The organism is Lysinibacillus sp. HST-98, assembly GCF_016757845.1.
Classification (GTDB): Bacteria; Bacillota; Bacilli; order Bacillales_A; family Planococcaceae; genus Lysinibacillus; species Lysinibacillus capsici.
Map to the genome: position 1 here is coordinate 364209 of NZ_JAENHX010000001.1, position 17560 is coordinate 381768.

Annotated in this window: 16 protein-coding genes; 4 read left to right on the forward strand and 12 right to left on the reverse strand. The window is 35.4% G+C overall.

Annotated features, from left to right (window positions below):
- Window positions 1–3: 3 nt before the first annotated feature.
- The 3 genes from JIN86_RS01895 to JIN86_RS01905 form a co-directional block, all read right to left on the reverse strand.
- Window positions 4–1032: a PhnD/SsuA/transferrin family substrate-binding protein gene (locus JIN86_RS01895; protein WP_202341143.1), complete on the reverse strand. Its 1029-nt coding sequence runs from the start codon at window positions 1030–1032 to the stop codon at window positions 4–6.
- A gap of 14 nt (window positions 1033–1046) precedes the next feature.
- A complete protein-coding gene (locus JIN86_RS01900; protein WP_202341145.1) occupies window positions 1047–2183 on the reverse strand; it encodes a phosphonoacetaldehyde reductase in 1137 nt (378 codons plus the stop codon).
- 861 nt (window positions 2184–3044) lie between these two features.
- The gene (locus tag JIN86_RS01905) at window positions 3045–3719 is read right to left on the reverse strand and encodes a serine/threonine protein kinase (protein WP_202341146.1); all 675 of its coding nucleotides are present in this window, start codon (window positions 3717–3719) and stop codon (window positions 3045–3047) included.
- A gap of 611 nt (window positions 3720–4330) precedes the next feature.
- Here JIN86_RS01905 and JIN86_RS01910 point away from each other — a divergent pair.
- The 3 genes from JIN86_RS01910 (at window position 4331) to JIN86_RS01920 (ending at window position 5731) form a co-directional block, all read left to right on the forward strand.
- Complete coding sequence (locus JIN86_RS01910; RefSeq protein WP_202341147.1) at window positions 4331–4672, forward strand: hypothetical protein; 342 nt, start codon at window positions 4331–4333, stop codon at window positions 4670–4672.
- Between the two features lie 426 nt (window positions 4673–5098).
- On the forward strand, window positions 5099–5419 hold the full coding sequence (locus JIN86_RS01915) for a hypothetical protein (RefSeq protein ID WP_237497099.1): 321 nt from the start codon (window positions 5099–5101) through the stop codon (window positions 5417–5419).
- Between the two features lie 33 nt (window positions 5420–5452).
- Window positions 5453–5731 (forward strand): hypothetical protein, encoded by a 279-nt coding sequence (locus tag JIN86_RS01920; RefSeq protein ID WP_202341148.1) that lies wholly within the window; start codon window positions 5453–5455, stop codon window positions 5729–5731.
- Window positions 5732–5971: 240 nt separating this feature from the next.
- On the opposite strand, the gene JIN86_RS01925 is transcribed toward JIN86_RS01920, so the two are convergent.
- Both JIN86_RS01925 and JIN86_RS01930 read right to left on the reverse strand, forming a co-directional pair.
- Window positions 5972–7240, reverse strand: coding sequence for a hypothetical protein (locus JIN86_RS01925; protein ID WP_202341149.1), 1269 nt, complete (start codon window positions 7238–7240; stop codon window positions 5972–5974).
- Between the two features lie 1214 nt (window positions 7241–8454).
- The gene (locus JIN86_RS01930; RefSeq protein WP_202341150.1) at window positions 8455–9336 is read right to left on the reverse strand and encodes a LysR family transcriptional regulator; all 882 of its coding nucleotides are present in this window, start codon (window positions 9334–9336) and stop codon (window positions 8455–8457) included.
- Window positions 9337–9458: 122 nt separating this feature from the next.
- On the opposite strand from JIN86_RS01930, the gene JIN86_RS01935 reads away from it, so the two are divergent.
- Entirely contained in the window at window positions 9459–10484 is a 1026-nt protein-coding gene (locus JIN86_RS01935) for a DUF2332 domain-containing protein (protein ID WP_202341151.1), read from the forward strand.
- A gap of 60 nt (window positions 10485–10544) precedes the next feature.
- On the opposite strand, the gene JIN86_RS01940 is transcribed toward JIN86_RS01935, so the two are convergent.
- From JIN86_RS01940 to JIN86_RS01970, 7 genes are all read right to left on the reverse strand, one after another.
- Window positions 10545–11111, reverse strand: coding sequence for an NADPH-dependent FMN reductase (locus tag JIN86_RS01940; protein ID WP_202341152.1), 567 nt, complete (start codon window positions 11109–11111; stop codon window positions 10545–10547).
- A 13-nt stretch (window positions 11112–11124) separates the two neighbouring features.
- Window positions 11125–12180: an LLM class flavin-dependent oxidoreductase gene (locus tag JIN86_RS01945; protein ID WP_039885009.1), complete on the reverse strand. Its 1056-nt coding sequence runs from the start codon at window positions 12178–12180 to the stop codon at window positions 11125–11127.
- Window positions 12181–12196: 16 nt separating this feature from the next.
- Window positions 12197–13138: a ring-cleaving dioxygenase gene (locus JIN86_RS01950; protein ID WP_202341153.1), complete on the reverse strand. Its 942-nt coding sequence runs from the start codon at window positions 13136–13138 to the stop codon at window positions 12197–12199.
- A gap of 56 nt (window positions 13139–13194) precedes the next feature.
- On the reverse strand, window positions 13195–13638 hold the full coding sequence (locus tag JIN86_RS01955; RefSeq protein ID WP_004231341.1) for a MarR family winged helix-turn-helix transcriptional regulator: 444 nt from the start codon (window positions 13636–13638) through the stop codon (window positions 13195–13197).
- Window positions 13639–13737: 99 nt separating this feature from the next.
- Window positions 13738–14358, reverse strand: a complete 621-nt coding sequence (cdaS, locus tag JIN86_RS01960; protein ID WP_004231336.1) for a sporulation-specific diadenylate cyclase CdaS — start codon at window positions 14356–14358, stop codon at window positions 13738–13740.
- Window positions 14359–15067: 709 nt separating this feature from the next.
- Entirely contained in the window at window positions 15068–15298 is a 231-nt protein-coding gene (locus JIN86_RS01965) for a hypothetical protein (protein ID WP_009370265.1), read from the reverse strand.
- 65 nt (window positions 15299–15363) lie between these two features.
- A complete protein-coding gene (locus JIN86_RS01970) occupies window positions 15364–17358 on the reverse strand; it encodes a methyl-accepting chemotaxis protein (RefSeq protein ID WP_202341154.1) in 1995 nt (664 codons plus the stop codon).
- Window positions 17359–17560: the final 202 nt, after the last annotated feature.

The following is a 17560-nucleotide window of genomic DNA, read 5'->3' on the forward strand; positions in this document are numbered from 1 at the left end:
TAATTATTTTGTTAATTCTCGAATCGGGTTAAACCATGCATCCTCAACTTTAAGGAAACGCTCATTCTCTTCCTTTGTGAATAATGTTGCAGTCTCACTACCCTCTAAACCAAAAACCATTTCGTTATTTGCAAACTCATCCGAAGTAAATAGAGCTTGAATTGTATCAAAATCTTCTTGACCCATAGTTTCTAAATTTGCAACGAATGGTTCATTTAATACAGGTGTTACGTTCATTAATGTAAAATCCTTACCTGCTACTTTGTTAAATGGCTCTGCTGCATTTTCTTTTACTGTATAAATAGCACCTTGTCTATTTGCTTCTCCGTCTTTGAGCTCTACATACTCTTCTACACATGTATCACAGAATGCGGCTACATCTACATCACCATTTAACAAGTTCACCGCCGATCCTTGGTGAGAGTTACCAAATAATACTTGCTCAAATAATTCAGCACCTGTCATGATGCTTTCCTCAGATAAGTCTGCGTATTTATCCGTTTCTGAGAAATGCTTAATGATTGTTGAGGATGGTACTTTAAAGCCAGAGGTTGAGCTATTTGATACAAATGAAATTGATTTCCCTTCAATTGTATCTAATGAAAATTCATCATCCTTTTTGAATGCATCCTGTTCATTTACATCTACAGCTAACCAACTATAATAAATTGCATCATCTAATGTTCCAGATGCGCCAGATTGTACTGCTAACGGAATAACTGCATCATTTTTTTTCTTCGCTTCAATATAGCTGTTTGAACCCATAAAACCCATATCTGCATTGCCATTTGCAATTGTTTCAATCGCGATAGCATAGTCTGTCGTTAAGTGATGCTTCACTTCCTTACCTGTGGCTTCCTCGATTAATTCTCCTATCTCATCACGTGATGCCTTTAAATCAGAGCCTGATTCATTTGGGTACCAAACAATGTCGATTTTGTCGTCTACTTTACTTTCTGTTGTTTGTCCAGAGCATGCTGCTAAAGCGATTGATAGTGCTAAAACTGATGACATTAAAATTGTTTTCTTCATTGTTCTATACCTTCCTATTCATAGATTGAGATTAAAATATTTTTTACATCCGCTTCTGTTAAGGGGACTGGATTGTTATCCATACGACCTTTTGTAAACGCATTTTCTGCAATACGATTAATACTTTCATGTGTTCCTTTGTATTGCACAAGTCTTGTAGCAAAACCCGCTCTTTCCTGTACGCTTTCTATCCATTGTTGTATTTCTTTAAACGAACGATGACCAAATGCTTCAAGAAGTTGTTGTTTTTCAGGGATACTCTCAAAATTAATAGCTAACACTTTTGCTAATGTTAGGCTTGCTGCCACACCATGTGAAATCCCAAGCTCCATTGTTAGTGGGTAAGAAATGGAATGGCAAGCTGTTGTACGCGTATTACTAAAGGCCAAGCCTGCATACATACTTGCTAAAGCAATCTCACGTCGATATTCTATATTACTTGGTACTTCAATTAGCGATTCTAAATATTGCATAATTCGCTGAATGGCCTCTTTTGCATAAACTCTAGAAATTTCATTCGACTTATTTGACCAATAGGCCTCTGTTGCATGACATAATGCATCCAATGTTGTCGAAACAGTAATACTAATTGGTAATGAAGTTGTTAGTGTATGGTCAATAATTGCTGCATAGGCATATAATGATGGGTTATCAATAGATAGTTTGATTCCTTGCTTGTCATACCAAATTGTTGCCCAGCATGTTAGCTCCGAGCCAGTACCGGAAGTAGTAGGAATTCCAATCCAAGGTATTGTCTGCTCGTTATTCTTGTAGTTTTTTTGTTCAATAATTGTCAACAGCTGCTTAGAGTTTTCAATTTGCATTCCTTTAATCGCTACTAATGATTTAGATAAATCTAGTACACTCCCCCCTCCGATACCTACGATACAATCAAAATCAAAATCTTTTGTCTCATTGAACAATGCGAATAAATCATCTACAGTAGGATTTGAAATTTCAATATCTACTTGCTGCATTTCATACTGCTGTAAACATTTCCTCATTTCAGCGCTTTCTGGCGATTTATTAAAATTACCCCCACGAGTAAGTAAAAGCACTTTTGTTACCTTTTGGGGCATTTCTTCAATTACTCGCTTTAAAACCTTTAATTCCCCAATATTAATTTTTACTGGATTAAAAAAAATTCCCATTAAATCACTCTTCTTCCCTCTTAATCTACTGCTTTTTGCACTTAACTTATTTATTCCTTTGCAAATTCTTGCTTACATTTGCAATATTAATCATCTTTTTGCAGTTTTTCAATCCATTCTGAAATATCTTTACATCAATTTATAAAATTTACAATACATTAATATTCCTTAATCAACCTAAGTTGTTTGTAAATATGTATAATTTGGTAGGGTTGAGCATAAAAGACGAATGATGCATCTTTTTGCAAGAATCTAAATATTATCAAATTGAAATTTCCTTAAAAAAAGCAAAAAGCCGCAAAAACATCTAAGCTTGCAGCTATTTTTACTATCTAAATTGAATTTAGAATTCTAGAGAAAAGAGCATCTTGCTCTGGTCAAATATTTTAAAAAAACCAGTCTCAAAGTTATTTGAGTACTGGATTCTTTGTTTTGTATATAACAGATGCCTCTTTAATTTTTCACTAAGCTAAAGAAGGACACTTTAATGAATAAACTAGAACAACATTTTCGTAATAATCCTAATAAGGAAATACTATCAAAGAAGTTAAAGAAGCTTTACTAGAAGGGTACTGGGTAACATCAAAAGAAAAGAACCTTCTATAAAAAATCAATTTTACAATCTTAAATGAAGTAATGACATTGCTATGTTGCTCCTGCAGCAGCTTTTTATACCATGGGTTTGTATTTTACAAGATAGATTTCTTTAAAAAAGAGGGCAGTTGCTCTTTGAAGAGACAAAAACATAGTTGCAATAAATTGACATACTCTCACCCTCTTACGATTAAAAATACGCTACTCGGTGTGAGTAGCGTTACTGACCAAGATGAAATCATCTCGTAAAAGTTAGCTCCTGTAAGTTCAATTATTTTTTAACAGAAATTTTAAAATATTTTTTGAAAATTCTTCAAATGAAGAATTCTTTCCACGCTGGTTATACCACTTTCGTATTGTTTCTACTAACCAAAACGGCACAGAGTTCCCATCTATTACATGATAATATTGCTCGTATCCTTTTTTTAAATGCTCCCATCGATAATCATTACCCTGTAGTGTGTACTCAGAGACATCAATTATTTTTGCCCTGCCATTCTGTAGCAAAATATTTTTCAAATGAATATCTCGAGGGTTAAGGCCCTTCTTCCGAACATATTCTCTTGCATCCTCCACTTCATTTATAACCTGTTTTGGAATGTGAATACCTTGTAGAATGCAATCAAAGAGCGTTTTTCCTTCTTCGTAACTTAAAACAAGGTATTCGTCATATGAAGCAAAGCATGTTGAAAAGAAAGGTGAATCTCCTAATATTTCATAAACATTTGCTTCAATTTTTACTTTGTGTACTTTGTCTTTGGCATATACTTTAAATGCATACGCTGGAGCGGAAAGAGATTGAAAAACAGCCGCATCTGTCCCAACACCTATACACTTCAAATCATCAGCTTCACCACTTATGGTTACCGGCTCGTTATTTGGGTTTGAAAAAACATTTATTTTAGAAAGAGAACCTATAGCTTTGTCCCAGTCGTTTTCCATACCATCTCTCCCATCATTTGCATTAAAGAAAACTACACTATCTAATTACTTTAGTAGAGATTCTATATCGCCCTTAACAATATCAGTTTCTTTAACTAACACCCGTTAAAAATAAGGGGGTACTATCTCCATACTTTTTTTACCACATTTTAAATGTCACACTTATATCTCAAGTTTTCTACACGTTCTCTTTAATTTTAAAACGTAGGGAACTAATAAAAGTTCCTATCTCCATATGGAAGTATACTGCTTCGTTAGCTGCAGAAGAACCAGTTCTATCTTCTCACCCTCCATCAGTAATATTTACCCTTAATCACCTTCATTAAAAACTTTCAAAGTTCATACGCAGTGTCTCAAAAGTAGTAGAGGATTACACTCAAACAATGAGAGAACAGTATTTAAGTAATAAAAAAAGCCAACTCATTATATCTATTAAAAATGCTCAGGCTTAAATTAATGAACATCTGCTCATTTGTTCAGATGGTTAATAAGTAATTCCTCTACCTTGGTTTTTAGCCCTTGACTAGCGTACCTCAAAATTGGATACCTCTTTACACTTCAATTATTTACCAATACAATATTAGGTATACACATTCTTAAGGAGTGATGAAATGACTAAAGAATCAGCTGAAAGGGATCTTACTCAAGAAGAAATTGAAAGAATATTAATTCAAAATAATCACGAAACAATTGGTCGTCTTGCAACTGACGAAGATATTAAATTTATTGAAGAAGAATTAATTAAATTTATACAAAAGAATACTTATCCCAACACTACTCATCAACAATTTATTGTAAGCTTACAAAAACTACTCGATCATATTTCCGACTATATTGTAACAATTAACGATACTTTCTCAGATAGCATTATTTGTACTTTTAAATCAAAAGAAAAAAAACACATTACTAATGATTTAAACGACATTCAATTCATAACTATCCATAAAGAATGAATTTGCTTTTCGATACTAAAGTACATTACCAACATTTAATAATTTCTTGACTTTAATTACATTGTAGTAACGATTCATTTTGCAATCATAAATTAACAATTTGTACTTAAACATCTATTGACAAAGTAATAGTTATATTATATTAAAAAAACTCATTACCGATTAAGGTAACGCCATATGTCTTGTTTGGTGACAATTTAACTATTTTTGTTCCTTTGAAGATATTTTGTTGTACATGGATTTAGATAGATAAACAGAAAACTAACACAGCGTATATTTGTTGTATATACAATTATAAGTATTTTCTATAAAATTACCTTAATTGCATAATATTGAATAGATGGACGCTACCCTATTAATTAATGTTTAAATTTTTTTTGGAGGAAATAACTTGTTTAAAAATTTTCGTGAAGAACTAAAAGAAGAATGGAAAACACAACCGAGGATTTAGAAAAAGAAGTATTTAAAGTATGGCAGTTAGAGTATAAAGAGCATATCATTCGAATTGTAAATGCAATGACAGAAGAAGTTCTTTATATTAATAATGAGGTAATAGATAAAAAAAGTAGAGACAATATGTTCAAACAAGTCTACCCCTTTGTAAAATTGAAAGGTGAAATTACAGAAGCTAATGAAACCATATCTAAAGTAAAAGTAAAAATTGGTGGATTACTAAGTCTAAATATTGTTGTTAAAGTAAACGGTACAACACTACTTAATGAGAAACACCAAATTTCTATCAAATAATGTTTAACTTTTATAGATATAGGAGAGGTAAATATGAATAAATTCCGCATAAGAAGATGGTTAAAATTGCACCCAGAACAAGAAATCATTATTACAAGTGAGCATTATAAACGTCTGGGTGATATAGGATTACTGAAAATCATTATTTTAGGTTCATATAAAGATAAAATTATTTCATATGACCCACAATTATTTGAGGTTATACAATCTAGTCTTGACTCTACTTCACTTTCAAAATTGTTTAATGACTTCACACAACATTCAAGAGAGCGTTATTTAGATAACAAGAAAAAACCAACTCATTATACATAATTAAAAATAAAACCAAGCGTCCATATTCAAATAGAGGAATTGGCTGAAATTTGTGTTTGGTAAGTGAATTTTGTAGAAACAAAAAATGACCAGGTACTCACAATGAACTGAACCTCGAATCGGTCCATTTTTTTAAGTGTCCACTATTCGGTTCAGTTCAAAAAAAGATATGCACCAGATTGTTGAATTAGAAAAAAATAGTGAGGTCTCAATATTTTAAATGAAGCAATATTATTTACATTACATTTCATTTAGTTTAACAACTTCTCCATTATTCGCCTTTACTGCATATTGACAATCTAACTTTCCGCATAATATATAGTAACCCTGCTCAAAATCATAAACATAATATGGTGTCAATTCAATGAAGTTTTTTAATTTTTCAAATGCATCCTCTTTTGAAATCTTTATTTCCTCTGCTTCTTCTAGTTCCATATACATTTTTAAAAACTGCTTATTATCCATGTAATTTAATACTTGATAAGTCTCTGAGTCGATGAACAGCTTCACTTTTCTTTTAAATACACGCTCTTTCTGTTCCTTTTCGTTTAATGTTGCATGGATGTATCTCTTATCTCGATATAGCGACTTTAATGCCCATTTTCCCGAATCATTCGTGTATTCTTGACTTAAAAAATTTTTTATGTTACTGACACACTTTTTAATTTCTTCCTCTGTGATTGGCTGCAAATCTGGATGTGGTTCCCACTGAAACGCTTGATCAGGTGTGACATTTTCAATGAGTGATAGTATTTTACCTTGGAAAGTTTTTTGAATATTATCATCCCATTCTATCACTTTATCCATTTGCAAAGAAAATTTATCATTTACAAAGATTTCAAAAGGTAAGGTAGAAAAACAGTTATTCTTAATATAAACCTCCTCGATTGCAAATGCTGGAACGAGCTTTTTTTGTTCAATGGCTGGAAACTCAACTAACTTCAATTGTACCTTAGCTAACTTTTCTACTTGTTCGAAGGAAAGTGAATATTTGTCTTTTTTTACATATTTATCTGATTGAAACTGTCCATATACGGAAAATAAGGTGAGCCTACCTTCTTTATCCAGTTTTAAAGTAATATTACCAGACGGAGAAACTGCAACCCCATCTATAAACTCCTTGAAATGAAGCTCTCTTTCTTCTTCCTTCCATAACTCAAACTGTCTTCCGTACTTCAATCCAGTTTCCTTTTCAATCCACTTGATGATTTCATGCCTGTTATTCAAATCAAATGTCATACCATCAACAATTGATATACCCTTACTAAAAATCACATGTTTAATCTTTCTTGAATGGATGTCTATCTCAATACAAGCCGTCCCTTCTGGATTATAGGTTTCATCATCCCAATTTTTAATATGATTTGGAAACCATTCCATGCTTAGACTATAAACGGTATCTTTGAAAATTGTTATACTTCGGTTGATATCAAATGTATGCAAATAATATGCGTGTAAGCAGTATTTTTCTTTTGTATAATCAATTAATTCTTTTATTCTCTTATCCATCTAGATCTCCTTATATTTAAAGTATTATGAATAACATCTCCTACTTGTCGATATTATTTCACCTTGTACAACGCTGGCAATCAACCGTCTGCGAAAAGAAAGTACTCCAGGGATAGTTAACGAGAACCGTATCTATCGTTTAATGCAAGTGAGCGGATTGAAATCTGTTATTCGGCGTAAGGTAAGCCTTATCGTATCACCAGCTCATCATGTGGCAGAGAATCCATTTAATTGGGCATTTTTGGGTCATTCGAATAATAATTCCCTCGTTTTCAATACAATAAAAAATGCAAATGAATCATTACAGCCAGGCGAGTTGTCAAAAATACATAGTGATCGAGGTTTTCAATATACCTCGAAGGAATTTAAATGAATCTTAAACAAAGCCAATATAACACAAAGCATGTCGCGTGTTGGTCGATGTATTGAAAACGGACCGATTGAAGGATTTGAGGTACGTTGAAGTTGAAAAGTATTATTTACATAAGTATGATTCCTACGAATCGTTAAAACAAGCAAGTGATGAGTATATTCATTTTTATAATCACAGAAATCTTTAAACGACTTGAATCCCCTAGAATTCAGGTCTCAAGCCGCTTAATACTATTTTTATTATTTCGAGCAGTTCAATTTGAGTATCTGGGCTTTGTAATTATATTTATTCTCTTCTGGTTGCAAAAAAATAAATCACTTTTAAAAATTATTTCTCTTGTATCCACTAACTTAATAAGTTTAGATTTATTTTCTCCTGTGCCTATTTCAACATACTGATAATTATTAGACACATCTATAACTAGTGCTGCATGATATTCTCTATATTTATCATCGTCAAGTTCCAATCCATTATCGGAATCGTAAAATGTATCAATTTCAAATATGCTAATATTACCATTTTAACACGAAATTTCCAATTAAGGTTTTGACACACTATACTTAAGCAACTTTAAAACTGTATTTTCAATAACCATTTTCCCCTACTCCTCCATTTAGGTTTTGAAGGAACAATATGAGCGCCTGCTTTACTATAGTGTATTAAATTCAATAAAGATTTGTTCAATATTTAAGTAAACACCAATGTTTTTTCAAATGTTCTCTCTTTCTTTATATATATTTAACAATATACCTACTATCATGGTTTTGTCATAAATCATCTGTATTTGTTCTAAATATACTTTTAAAAAGGTGATAGTAGATTCCATTGATTTTTGACCATCTTATAAATAATTTCTAGTTTGTAATAAATCTAATAATCCATCTGGCACTTGTGTAGATTCCTTATAAAAGAAGTATACGGGTACACTCGGTAATGGTAAATCTTCAAAAGGAACTATATTAAATCGGCCCTCCATGCGTTCTTTTCTTACAATCATACGAGGTAAAAACGACAACCCTAAACCATCCTTTATTAGCCTTTTCACCACATAGGATTGAGAAATAGATACTTGCTTCGTTAAAACATATTTTTCTCGTAATTTACGTAATAGCTCTCCCCAAATTGTTGGATGATGGTGCGTAAATAAAGTATACGTTTGAAATAACTCCTCATAATCAATATAAGTGCCTGTTTCATCATCATAGGCATCAAGGGGAATTACAAACTCTAATGGGCTATCGATCAGCAGTTCTTGATGCCAATGTCGATAACGTGTTGGTAATAATGAAATGCCAATATGAGCTTGATCCTGATTGACTAAATCCTCTATTTTAGCTGAATCCTCTACTAAAATTGAGATCTCAAGTGAAGGGTTATCATTGATAAATTGATAAATCACATGAGGCAGAATCGTTTCAACCATTAACGGGGTCATAGCAATCATAACCTTTTCTTGAATACCTTTACTTGCTAATCGAATCCGTTCAATGCTTAGTTCCCACTGTTTGACCATTTCCTGTGCCTCTACTTGAAAAAGCCTTCCAGTGTCTGTTAATTGCACACGATTTTTTTCACGCTTAAATAATTGTACATGTAGAAATTCCTCTAACTGCTGAATATGAACCGTTATACTTGGCTGAGATAAATGAAGTTGTTCCGCTGCTGTACGAAAATTACAGGTCTGGGCTGCGACGATAAAAGACTGTAACCATTTATATTCCAAAACCTCACCTCATTGATTAATAATCTTAATTAAATTTATTAAATATATTTAATTTACTAAATTATACAATAAGAATAGACTGATGATGAACTAGATTATGTATGCAAAAAGGAGAGAATCATATGCAGCACACGATATTAAGTCGTCAATTTCAGATGTTTGCTCAACAGGAATGTCAAGGCTCAAGCCTGCTATATGAACATTTAGCAAATAAAATTGCCGATGATGAAGATTTGTTAGATATTGCCTCCTTGATCCCACAGGGTCAGCCTGCACCCAATTTATTGTTAGCAGCAGTTCATTATTTATTAGCTACATCCAATGATCCTTTGACAAATTATTATGCATCTTTCACACCTTTCCCGCATCCAATACAGGAGGTGTTCCCTATTTTAAAAGCATTTGTACTGTCACATACAAATGAATTAACGACATTGTTTCAAGAAAAGCTGGTACAAACAAATGAAATTCGACGTTGTGCGTATCTCTACCCAATGATGACTGAAATCTATGCCAAACATCAACAACCATTGGCTTTCATCGAAATTGGCGCAAGTGCTGGGCTTCAGCTTGGCATGGATCACTACAATTATTGCTATAACCAACACTTAGCGATTACTAATACTAAGAATGATATCGTGTTGATCTCAGAAAATCGTGGTGAAACATTGCCTGCCTCTTTGTCAAAGCCTCCTGTTGTTTGGCAGAGAATAGGGATCGATTTACATCCAATTGATCTTGGTAATAAAGAAGAAAGTCAATGGCTTCAAGCGTTAATTTGGCCTGAACATCATGAACGTAGAATGTTATTCAATCAGGCTCTTCCCATCATCAATCAATTAGATATTCAGTTGGTAAAAGGGGATGCGATTCAACTGATTAAAGAGCTCAGTCGAACAATAGAGCAAGAGGCGATGTTAGTTATTTATCATACACATGTCGCAAATCAAATACCAATTGAATTACGTCATACATTAATAGAGCAATTAAAAGAAATTAGCCTTGAGCGACCTCTCTATCATTGCTATAACAATTTATTTGATACAAAACTTCATCAAGATTTTATAGATCAAGGCACTATAGAACCCATTCGTACAATGGCGCGTCCAGATGGGCATGCACGATGGTTTGAATGGTCAAATAGTTAGCTTAGACACAAAAAGAAACGCTGTGTCATGCTACTTTCACAGCGTTTCTTCTATTAATTTTTAAAAATCATATTCAGCATCTTTTTTGGCACGAATTTCTGCAAAAGCCTCTGTAATCATCACGGTATCCTCCGCTAACCGTTCTAAACGAAAAAGGACATCATCATTGCCAATTTCTTTACGTAAAAAATCCTTTTCTTCTATAAATACATAGGTCGGTACGATGTGCGCTTTCATATAAGCAAGGATCGGCTTTAGTTGCTGTTCCACCATTAAATAATGCTTGGATGTACCCGCTGTAACAATGACACCGACGACTTTATCGCGGAAGGCATTGACAGGTAAAAGGTCAAAGATGTTTTTTAATGTAGCTGGTATAGATGCTTGGAATGTTGGCGTCCCAATAACGATTGCATCTGCAGCCATCAGGGTTTCTGTCACATATTTTGTATCACCTTCGCAGTCAAAGTAATTACGTCCGTCACTAAAAACTAGTTGATAGTCAGCAAGATCTAGTAAGATTACTTCATGTTCTGGGTATTTTACTTGTAACATCTCGACCATTTTTTGTGTAGCTGTTCTTGTTTTTGAGCCGACAATAGAACCCGCAAGTGCGACAATTTTCATAATCCACCATTCCTTATTTTGCTGTATGTTTTTTTATCGCTGGCATAATATCATTGCCAATGATTTCTATGTTTTTCATCACTTTTTCGAATGGTACGCCACCAAAATCGATTTGTGCCATAAAGCGTTGCATGCCATATAGTTCGTACTGATAAAGTAGTTTTTCAATAATTTGCTCTTTACTGCCCACCATTAAAGCATCACGTGTATCAGGCGCTTGTGCAAATTGTTGCTTTGGATAGCCCCCACCACGAATAGCTTGGAAACCACCATTTAAATGTGGGTACATGCCTTGCAATGCCTCTTTTGTCGTGTCTGCTACATAAAACAAGCTTGTTGTGGCAATAGGTAATTCATTTGGATCAAAGCCTTTGCGCTCTGCCGCTTCGCGATAGGCATCAACTGACGGTTTAAAATTGATAGCAGGTCCACCTAATGTTGTAAGCATCATCGGAATGCCCATATATCCTGCTTTAATGGCGCTGGCAGGTGGTCCACCCACCGCACGCCATATTGGCAACGAGCCGTTTTTTGGCTGCGGTAAAATTTGTGCATGATGGAGGGGTGCTCTGAATTGCCCTTCCCACGTCACTAGCTCCTCATCATTGATTTTCATAAGAAGCTCTAATTTTTCCTCAAAGATTTCTTCATAATCTTGTAAATCTACACCTAGTAAGTGATAGGCACCTACACGGGAACCACGTCCCGCTACAATTTCTGCACGACCATCTGATAATAAATCAATTGTGGCAAAATCCTCATATACTCGTACAGGGTCTGAAACACTTAATACGGTTGCGGAGCTAGACAATTTAATAGTAGAAGTGGCTTGTGCGATAGCCCCTAACACGACCGTATGTGCCTGTGTTGTAAAATAAGACTGATGACTTTCACCTATGCCGAATACATCAATTCCTGCTTGCTCTGCTAATTGACTTGCTTCAACAAGCTCTTTTAGGCGTTGTTGAGCAGAAATACGCTCGCCCGTTAGTGGATTAGGGATATGATCACCTAAAGAGTACAGTCCGAATTCGAGTCCTTGTGCTTGATCAATACGATATTTTTCCATCATGTGTTATCTCTCCTTATTCTAGCGGTTCTAAAATAGCTTCAATTTCTGAACGTCTCTCTTCTAAAAATGGCGGGAGGTCTAACTCTTTGCCAAGTTCTTCGACTGCTGAATCTACCGTAAACCCTGGCCCATCTGTCGCCATTTCAAATAAAATACCATTACGATCTCTAAAATATAGACTTTGGAAATAATAACGATCAACCACACCAGTACTCTCCAATCCTAGCTCCTTAATTTTGGTATCCCATTGCTGTAATTCTTCAACGGTTGCAACACGTAACGCAAGATGGTGAATACTGCCTTTACCAGGTTTCTCGCTTGGTCCTTCTACTTCTTTGACAACAATCTCGCCAAGCACTTCCCCTTCTATCGATTGTAGGACCGTTTCTTTGTCCTTTTCTGCAATAACTGTATAGTGAAATAAATCTTGTAATAAATTGACCGTTCTTTGTAAATATCGCACAGTGATTTCAATCGTTCCCATGCCTAAAATACGATGTTCCTTCGGTATATCATTTCCATCCCATGGTTGCCATTGAGCAGGCGTTTCTTGTCCTTGATGGTTTAACAATACCATCCGTAAACCTTCATGATCTTCAAAAAACAAAGCCTCTTTGCCTGCATACGTAGTGATATCGCTATGTTCTACTTCTAGCTGTTGAAAGCGTTCTTTCCAATATAGTAGGCTTTCGGAGCTAGGTACAAGTAAGCCAATACGCGTAATAGCATTCGTCCCTCGCACTGTACGCCCTGCAACGGGCATTTCAAAAAATGTTAATTCTGTACCTGCTGCTCCTGTTAAGTCTCCATAAAATAAGTGATACATGGAAGGGGAGTCTTGATTCACCGTTTTTTTCACACGTCGTAACCCTAAAATGGTTGTGTAGAAGTGATTATTCTGTTTACCATTTTTCGTTAACATAGATATATGATGGTGTCCGCTTAATTTGTTCATTAATTGTTCCTCCTTATTATTTTCACTTGACTAGGCAAGTGATTTTACAAAAAAAATTACACAGGCGGCAATTTTTTTTCTCGGCTATGTTTTTCAAGCTTTGTCATCGCAATATATAAAGATTTAATTTCCTCAGCTGTTAATACTTCTTCAAAAAACGAAGACTGGAAGTGAAGTTGACTAGGTGTTGCTGCATCAATCATTTGCTCCCCTTTTGATGTCAATGAGATGGTTTTCGTCTTCCAATTTTGTTTACGCTCGATTAGTCCCTCTTTTTCCAGTCGGGCAAGCATGCGGGACATGCCACCTTGTGTTACAGTTACTTTTTCTGCTAATTGAGACTGTGTAATCGGGGCATATGTTTTGATCTGGATTAACACATCAAATTGTGCTGTCGTTAAGTCGAAACGTTTTAAAAATTCATTCGATAACTGATTACTTTGCGTTGTAAAGCGCATCATCCGAATCCATGTTAAGGTGCCTAGTGTATGATTTCTCATGACTTCACCCTCCCTTCAGTTATCACTTTACCATGCAAGTGATACTTCCGCAAGAAAAATATCTTGAATTCAAGATATTTTCTAACATAGGGAGACTCCCTATATGATGCCAGGTGTTGTAACAGGATATAAATTGCCCTTAAGAGCAAAAGAAATTCTACCCGTTTCTTCTGATACAACCATTACAAGTGCATCACTTAGCTCACTCAATCCCAGCGCTGCACGATGTCTTGTTCCTAATTTCTTTTCCCCTGTATACCGCTCTGACAATGGCAGTACATTGGCAGCTGACTCAATTTGATTTTGATAGACAAGTACCGCTCCATCATGAAGTGGATTACCAGGGAAGAAAATCGATTCTAATAAAGAATGGGTTAAATCCGCACCAATATGAATACCAGGCTGAATTAGATTCTCTAAAGAATCCTGTCTTTGAATAACAATTAAACCACCATGTCTTCTCAAAGACATATTTTGCACACTGTGTGATAACTCTGGATACTTTTCAGTAAACGGGGAAAGATAACAATTTAAATAGAACGTTGCAGCTTTCATTTCAATTGTCATAAACTTCTCTTTAATTTTCTCAAAATTACCGAGGAGACAATTTGCATCGGTATCCATTTCCTGCACACTCTGTTGTAAGGACATGATCACTTCGAGAAGCTCATCTTTTAAAGTTTCTTTCATTGGTGAAAAATCACAATTTGTTGGATCCATATGATATACACACCTCTTCATTTCATCACTGTTTACGATAGTTTTTCTCTCTATATGTTTTTTATTCTCTTTTAAGTAAAACGACCTCCTACTATGTTGAATAGGAAGTCGTTACATGTTGTTGCAAAAAGATGATGTCAACGGCAGAAAAAGCAACTTTGCAAGGTGAGAGGTTGATTTCCGTTCCGCCAGCGTCCTTTCCAGGGGACGTCTGAGGAGCCGCTTCACTCACTTCCGTTCGCTCCAGGGTCTCCTCTGTGACGCTAAATCCCCTAGGAGTGACGCTGGCGGAACGGAAATCAACCATTCTGCAAAAGTGTCTTTTCCTCATTTTTCATACTAGCGGTAGCAATCAAAATAGCCCATGATTTGCATGATTAGAAAAAGGAAAGGTTTTTATTTTTAATGTAGAAAAGTGATGCGTGACAACACCTCTTCATAAACCTTCACTTTATTTGAAAACCTTTGCTAAAAAGATTACGTTTTCTGGGTTGGAGTGGAAGGCTACTTGACTCCCGTGGGATAGCGAGACAGGCAAAACGCTAAACGGAGCGGTAGCGGAGGAAGCGATTCGGCGCTCGCCCACAGGAAAGCAAGTAGCCTGCAACGGAAACCATTTTCACCTTTCACAAAAATTCTATTGATGGTTTTGTTTTTCAACAATATGAAACGACTTCCTACTATGTTGAATAGGAAGTCGTTAATATTCTTACATATGCCCTGCCCGAATTTTTTTCACGATGCTGAAAGTCGTGTAGGCAGCAGCGGGTGCTAACACGACAATAAAAATAATCCACACAGTTAAATTATTTGTTGCTTTTAATGTTTCATAATTTGTCATGACAAAAATAATTAGACCGAATAATAGTAAATAGCTCAGCACATTTGGAAAAATGACGATTAATCGCAATAATGCTGGCGGCATCTTTTGTTGATTCATTTAAACCACACCCCTTTTTTCAATTATACGGGAATCTAGTGATTTATCGTACTATATTTTTCCTTTTATACTTTATATTTGTCTGCTGATAGTTGGAGGTTTTCCGCTGTTGTATTTAATTGGTCGATAAATGCGGTCATGTTCTCCATATTTTCGGCTTGATGTTTAGCCTTTTGAGCAACGGCATCAACACTTTGCGATGTCTGCTTAGCCAAGAGCGAAACATCTTCCATGGTAGCTGTTACTTCCTCTGTACTAGCAGCAATTTCCTCAGTGGAGCTTGATACTAAATCCACTTGTGTTGCTAAGACCTGTACATCATTATGAATTCCTTCAAACGACTGCTGTGCTTCTTGTACGATTCCACGTCCTGCATGTAAGACATCTGCTGTCGCTTGGATGGTTGCTACAATATTGGCTGTTTCCTTTTGGACATTCATCACCACCTGGGTGATTCTATCCGCCGCACTCTTAGAATCTTCAGCTAATTTACGAACTTCTTCAGCTACAACGGCAAAGCCTTTCCCCGCTTCACCAGCACGCGCCGCTTCAATAGATGCATTTAATGCCAGTAAATTCGTTTGATCAGAAATTCCTGTAATCACATTGGTAAATTCCCCAATCATTGTAGATAGTTTTTCAAGCTCCTGTGTTCCAATCACCGCAAAATTCGTTTTCTCATGAATAGTCACCAGTTGCTTTTGTAAGGACTGCATAATTTGTAATCCATTTTCTGCGTTTTCCTCGGTATTACGCGAAATACTAGAAATTTCTGCTATGGATTCCGAAATATATTGAATGCTGCGTGCCAATTCCTCCATTGAATGCGCACTGTCTGCCGTATTATTCTGTTGTGCAAAGGAGGCCTGCGCTACCTGACTAGATTCGCCTTGGATAATTGCGGCTGATTCAAGTGTTTCATGAGCATTTTCTTGAATGGTATAGGTAGCTTCTTTTATTTGATTGGCCCCTTGCTTGATTTCACACATAATTTGTTGGAAATTATCCATCATCCCATTAAATGATGTCACTAATTGGCCAATCTCATCTTTTGCATGGATTGGAATACGCTTGGTTAAATCTGCTTCACCTTTACTAATTTCCTCTAAGGAATTGCGCACACTTAAAATACGCGAAACTTGCTTCGAAATAGACAGGCCGGTAGTGAAGAAAATCACACAGACAACAATCAATGAAGCTACAATTGTGCCTACCAAAATTTGCGAGAGAATAGCATTGGATACAATAATAGCTAAGTATGTACCGTTTGATAATGGCTTTACATATTGCGTGACACGAGTGCCATCGTAGCGCCCTGAAAATTCAGTTGACTTTTGTGCTGAAAATTGGGCTGGCTCAAAACCAATATCCGCTAAATTTTGTTTTGCTGTAGCGGCAATGGTTTGACCTTTTTCATCTACAATAGCGGCGAATAATACGGTTGAGGATAAATAGTTGTCCAGTTGATCGATATAGGATTCACTGCCGATACTTGCTTCTAAATCTAGTAGCTGTTGTCCATGGCGAGCCACCTGTACAATTTGTGGAGTTGCTGGATTCCAGCTACCTACCCCGACAAATTTGAAAAATCGATCATCGACATCGCGAATTTGTGCTTTTTGGACAATTTCTTTCGCTCTTCCATCTAAGAGTTGCATATATTCGGCAGCTTGTCCGTTTGGATCAGCGCCAAAGTTAAAATCAACAGTTGGAGCTACTGATGTCACTGTTGTATTCCCTTTATCATCTGTACTCCAAATCTCATCGATGCCACCACGCTCAGCAATGGCCTTTAAATCCTCATATGTAGCACCTTTGTCAATGATATAAGAAGCCATTACAGATTCAGCAATCATTTCTTTTTCCATAATTTCTTCTGCTTTTTCTCTAGATTGAATCGCTCCTTCCAATCCCATGACAATAGAGTTGGCGATTGCTTCTCCATTGCTTTTTTCACTTTTATATGTAGCTTGATAAACATAAATAGAAAATGCCGCTATAATGAACACCACAATGCCCATAATCTCCAGAAGCATTTTCCATTTCATTGACTTTCTCATGATGAGATCCCCCTAAAAATTACGATTATTTCCACTTCATCATACAATATCACTTCCATATATTTCATTAACAATTTATTAAATATAAAATAATAAGTTTTGAAGAAGTTCAAATTGTCATTAATTTGTAAAAATTTCGAAATAGATAAGCATGGAGGATAAAACTAACTATTTTGTACTAGTAGAAGCATGCAAAAAAGCA

What these genes read in the sequence shown, in the direction of transcription:
- JIN86_RS01900 (WP_202341145.1), bottom strand. Translation starts at nt 2,183, where the DNA reads ATGGGAATTTTTTTTAATCCAGTAAAAATTAATATTGGGGAATTAAAG.
- JIN86_RS01950 (WP_202341153.1), bottom strand. Translation starts at nt 13,138, where the DNA reads ATGAACAAATTAAGCGGACACCATCATATATCTATGTTAACGAAAAAT.
- JIN86_RS01915 (WP_237497099.1), top strand. Translation starts at nt 5,099, where the DNA reads ATGGAAAACACAACCGAGGATTTAGAAAAAGAAGTATTTAAAGTATGG.
- JIN86_RS01925 (WP_202341149.1), bottom strand. Translation starts at nt 7,240, where the DNA reads ATGGATAAGAGAATAAAAGAATTAATTGATTATACAAAAGAAAAATAC.
- JIN86_RS01910 (WP_202341147.1), top strand. Translation starts at nt 4,331, where the DNA reads ATGACTAAAGAATCAGCTGAAAGGGATCTTACTCAAGAAGAAATTGAA.
- JIN86_RS01920 (WP_202341148.1), top strand. Translation starts at nt 5,453, where the DNA reads ATGAATAAATTCCGCATAAGAAGATGGTTAAAATTGCACCCAGAACAA.
- JIN86_RS01905 (WP_202341146.1), bottom strand. Translation starts at nt 3,719, where the DNA reads ATGGAAAACGACTGGGACAAAGCTATAGGTTCTCTTTCTAAAATAAAT.
- JIN86_RS01935 (WP_202341151.1), top strand. Translation starts at nt 9,459, where the DNA reads ATGCAGCACACGATATTAAGTCGTCAATTTCAGATGTTTGCTCAACAG.
- JIN86_RS01970 (WP_202341154.1), bottom strand. Translation starts at nt 17,358, where the DNA reads ATGAGAAAGTCAATGAAATGGAAAATGCTTCTGGAGATTATGGGCATT.
- JIN86_RS01895 (WP_202341143.1), bottom strand. Translation starts at nt 1,032, where the DNA reads ATGAAGAAAACAATTTTAATGTCATCAGTTTTAGCACTATCAATCGCT.
- JIN86_RS01945 (WP_039885009.1), bottom strand. Translation starts at nt 12,180, where the DNA reads ATGGAAAAATATCGTATTGATCAAGCACAAGGACTCGAATTCGGACTG.
- JIN86_RS01940 (WP_202341152.1), bottom strand. Translation starts at nt 11,111, where the DNA reads ATGAAAATTGTCGCACTTGCGGGTTCTATTGTCGGCTCAAAAACAAGA.
- JIN86_RS01955 (WP_004231341.1), bottom strand. Translation starts at nt 13,638, where the DNA reads ATGAGAAATCATACACTAGGCACCTTAACATGGATTCGGATGATGCGC.
- JIN86_RS01965 (WP_009370265.1), bottom strand. Translation starts at nt 15,298, where the DNA reads ATGAATCAACAAAAGATGCCGCCAGCATTATTGCGATTAATCGTCATT.
- cdaS (WP_004231336.1), bottom strand. Translation starts at nt 14,358, where the DNA reads ATGGATCCAACAAATTGTGATTTTTCACCAATGAAAGAAACTTTAAAA.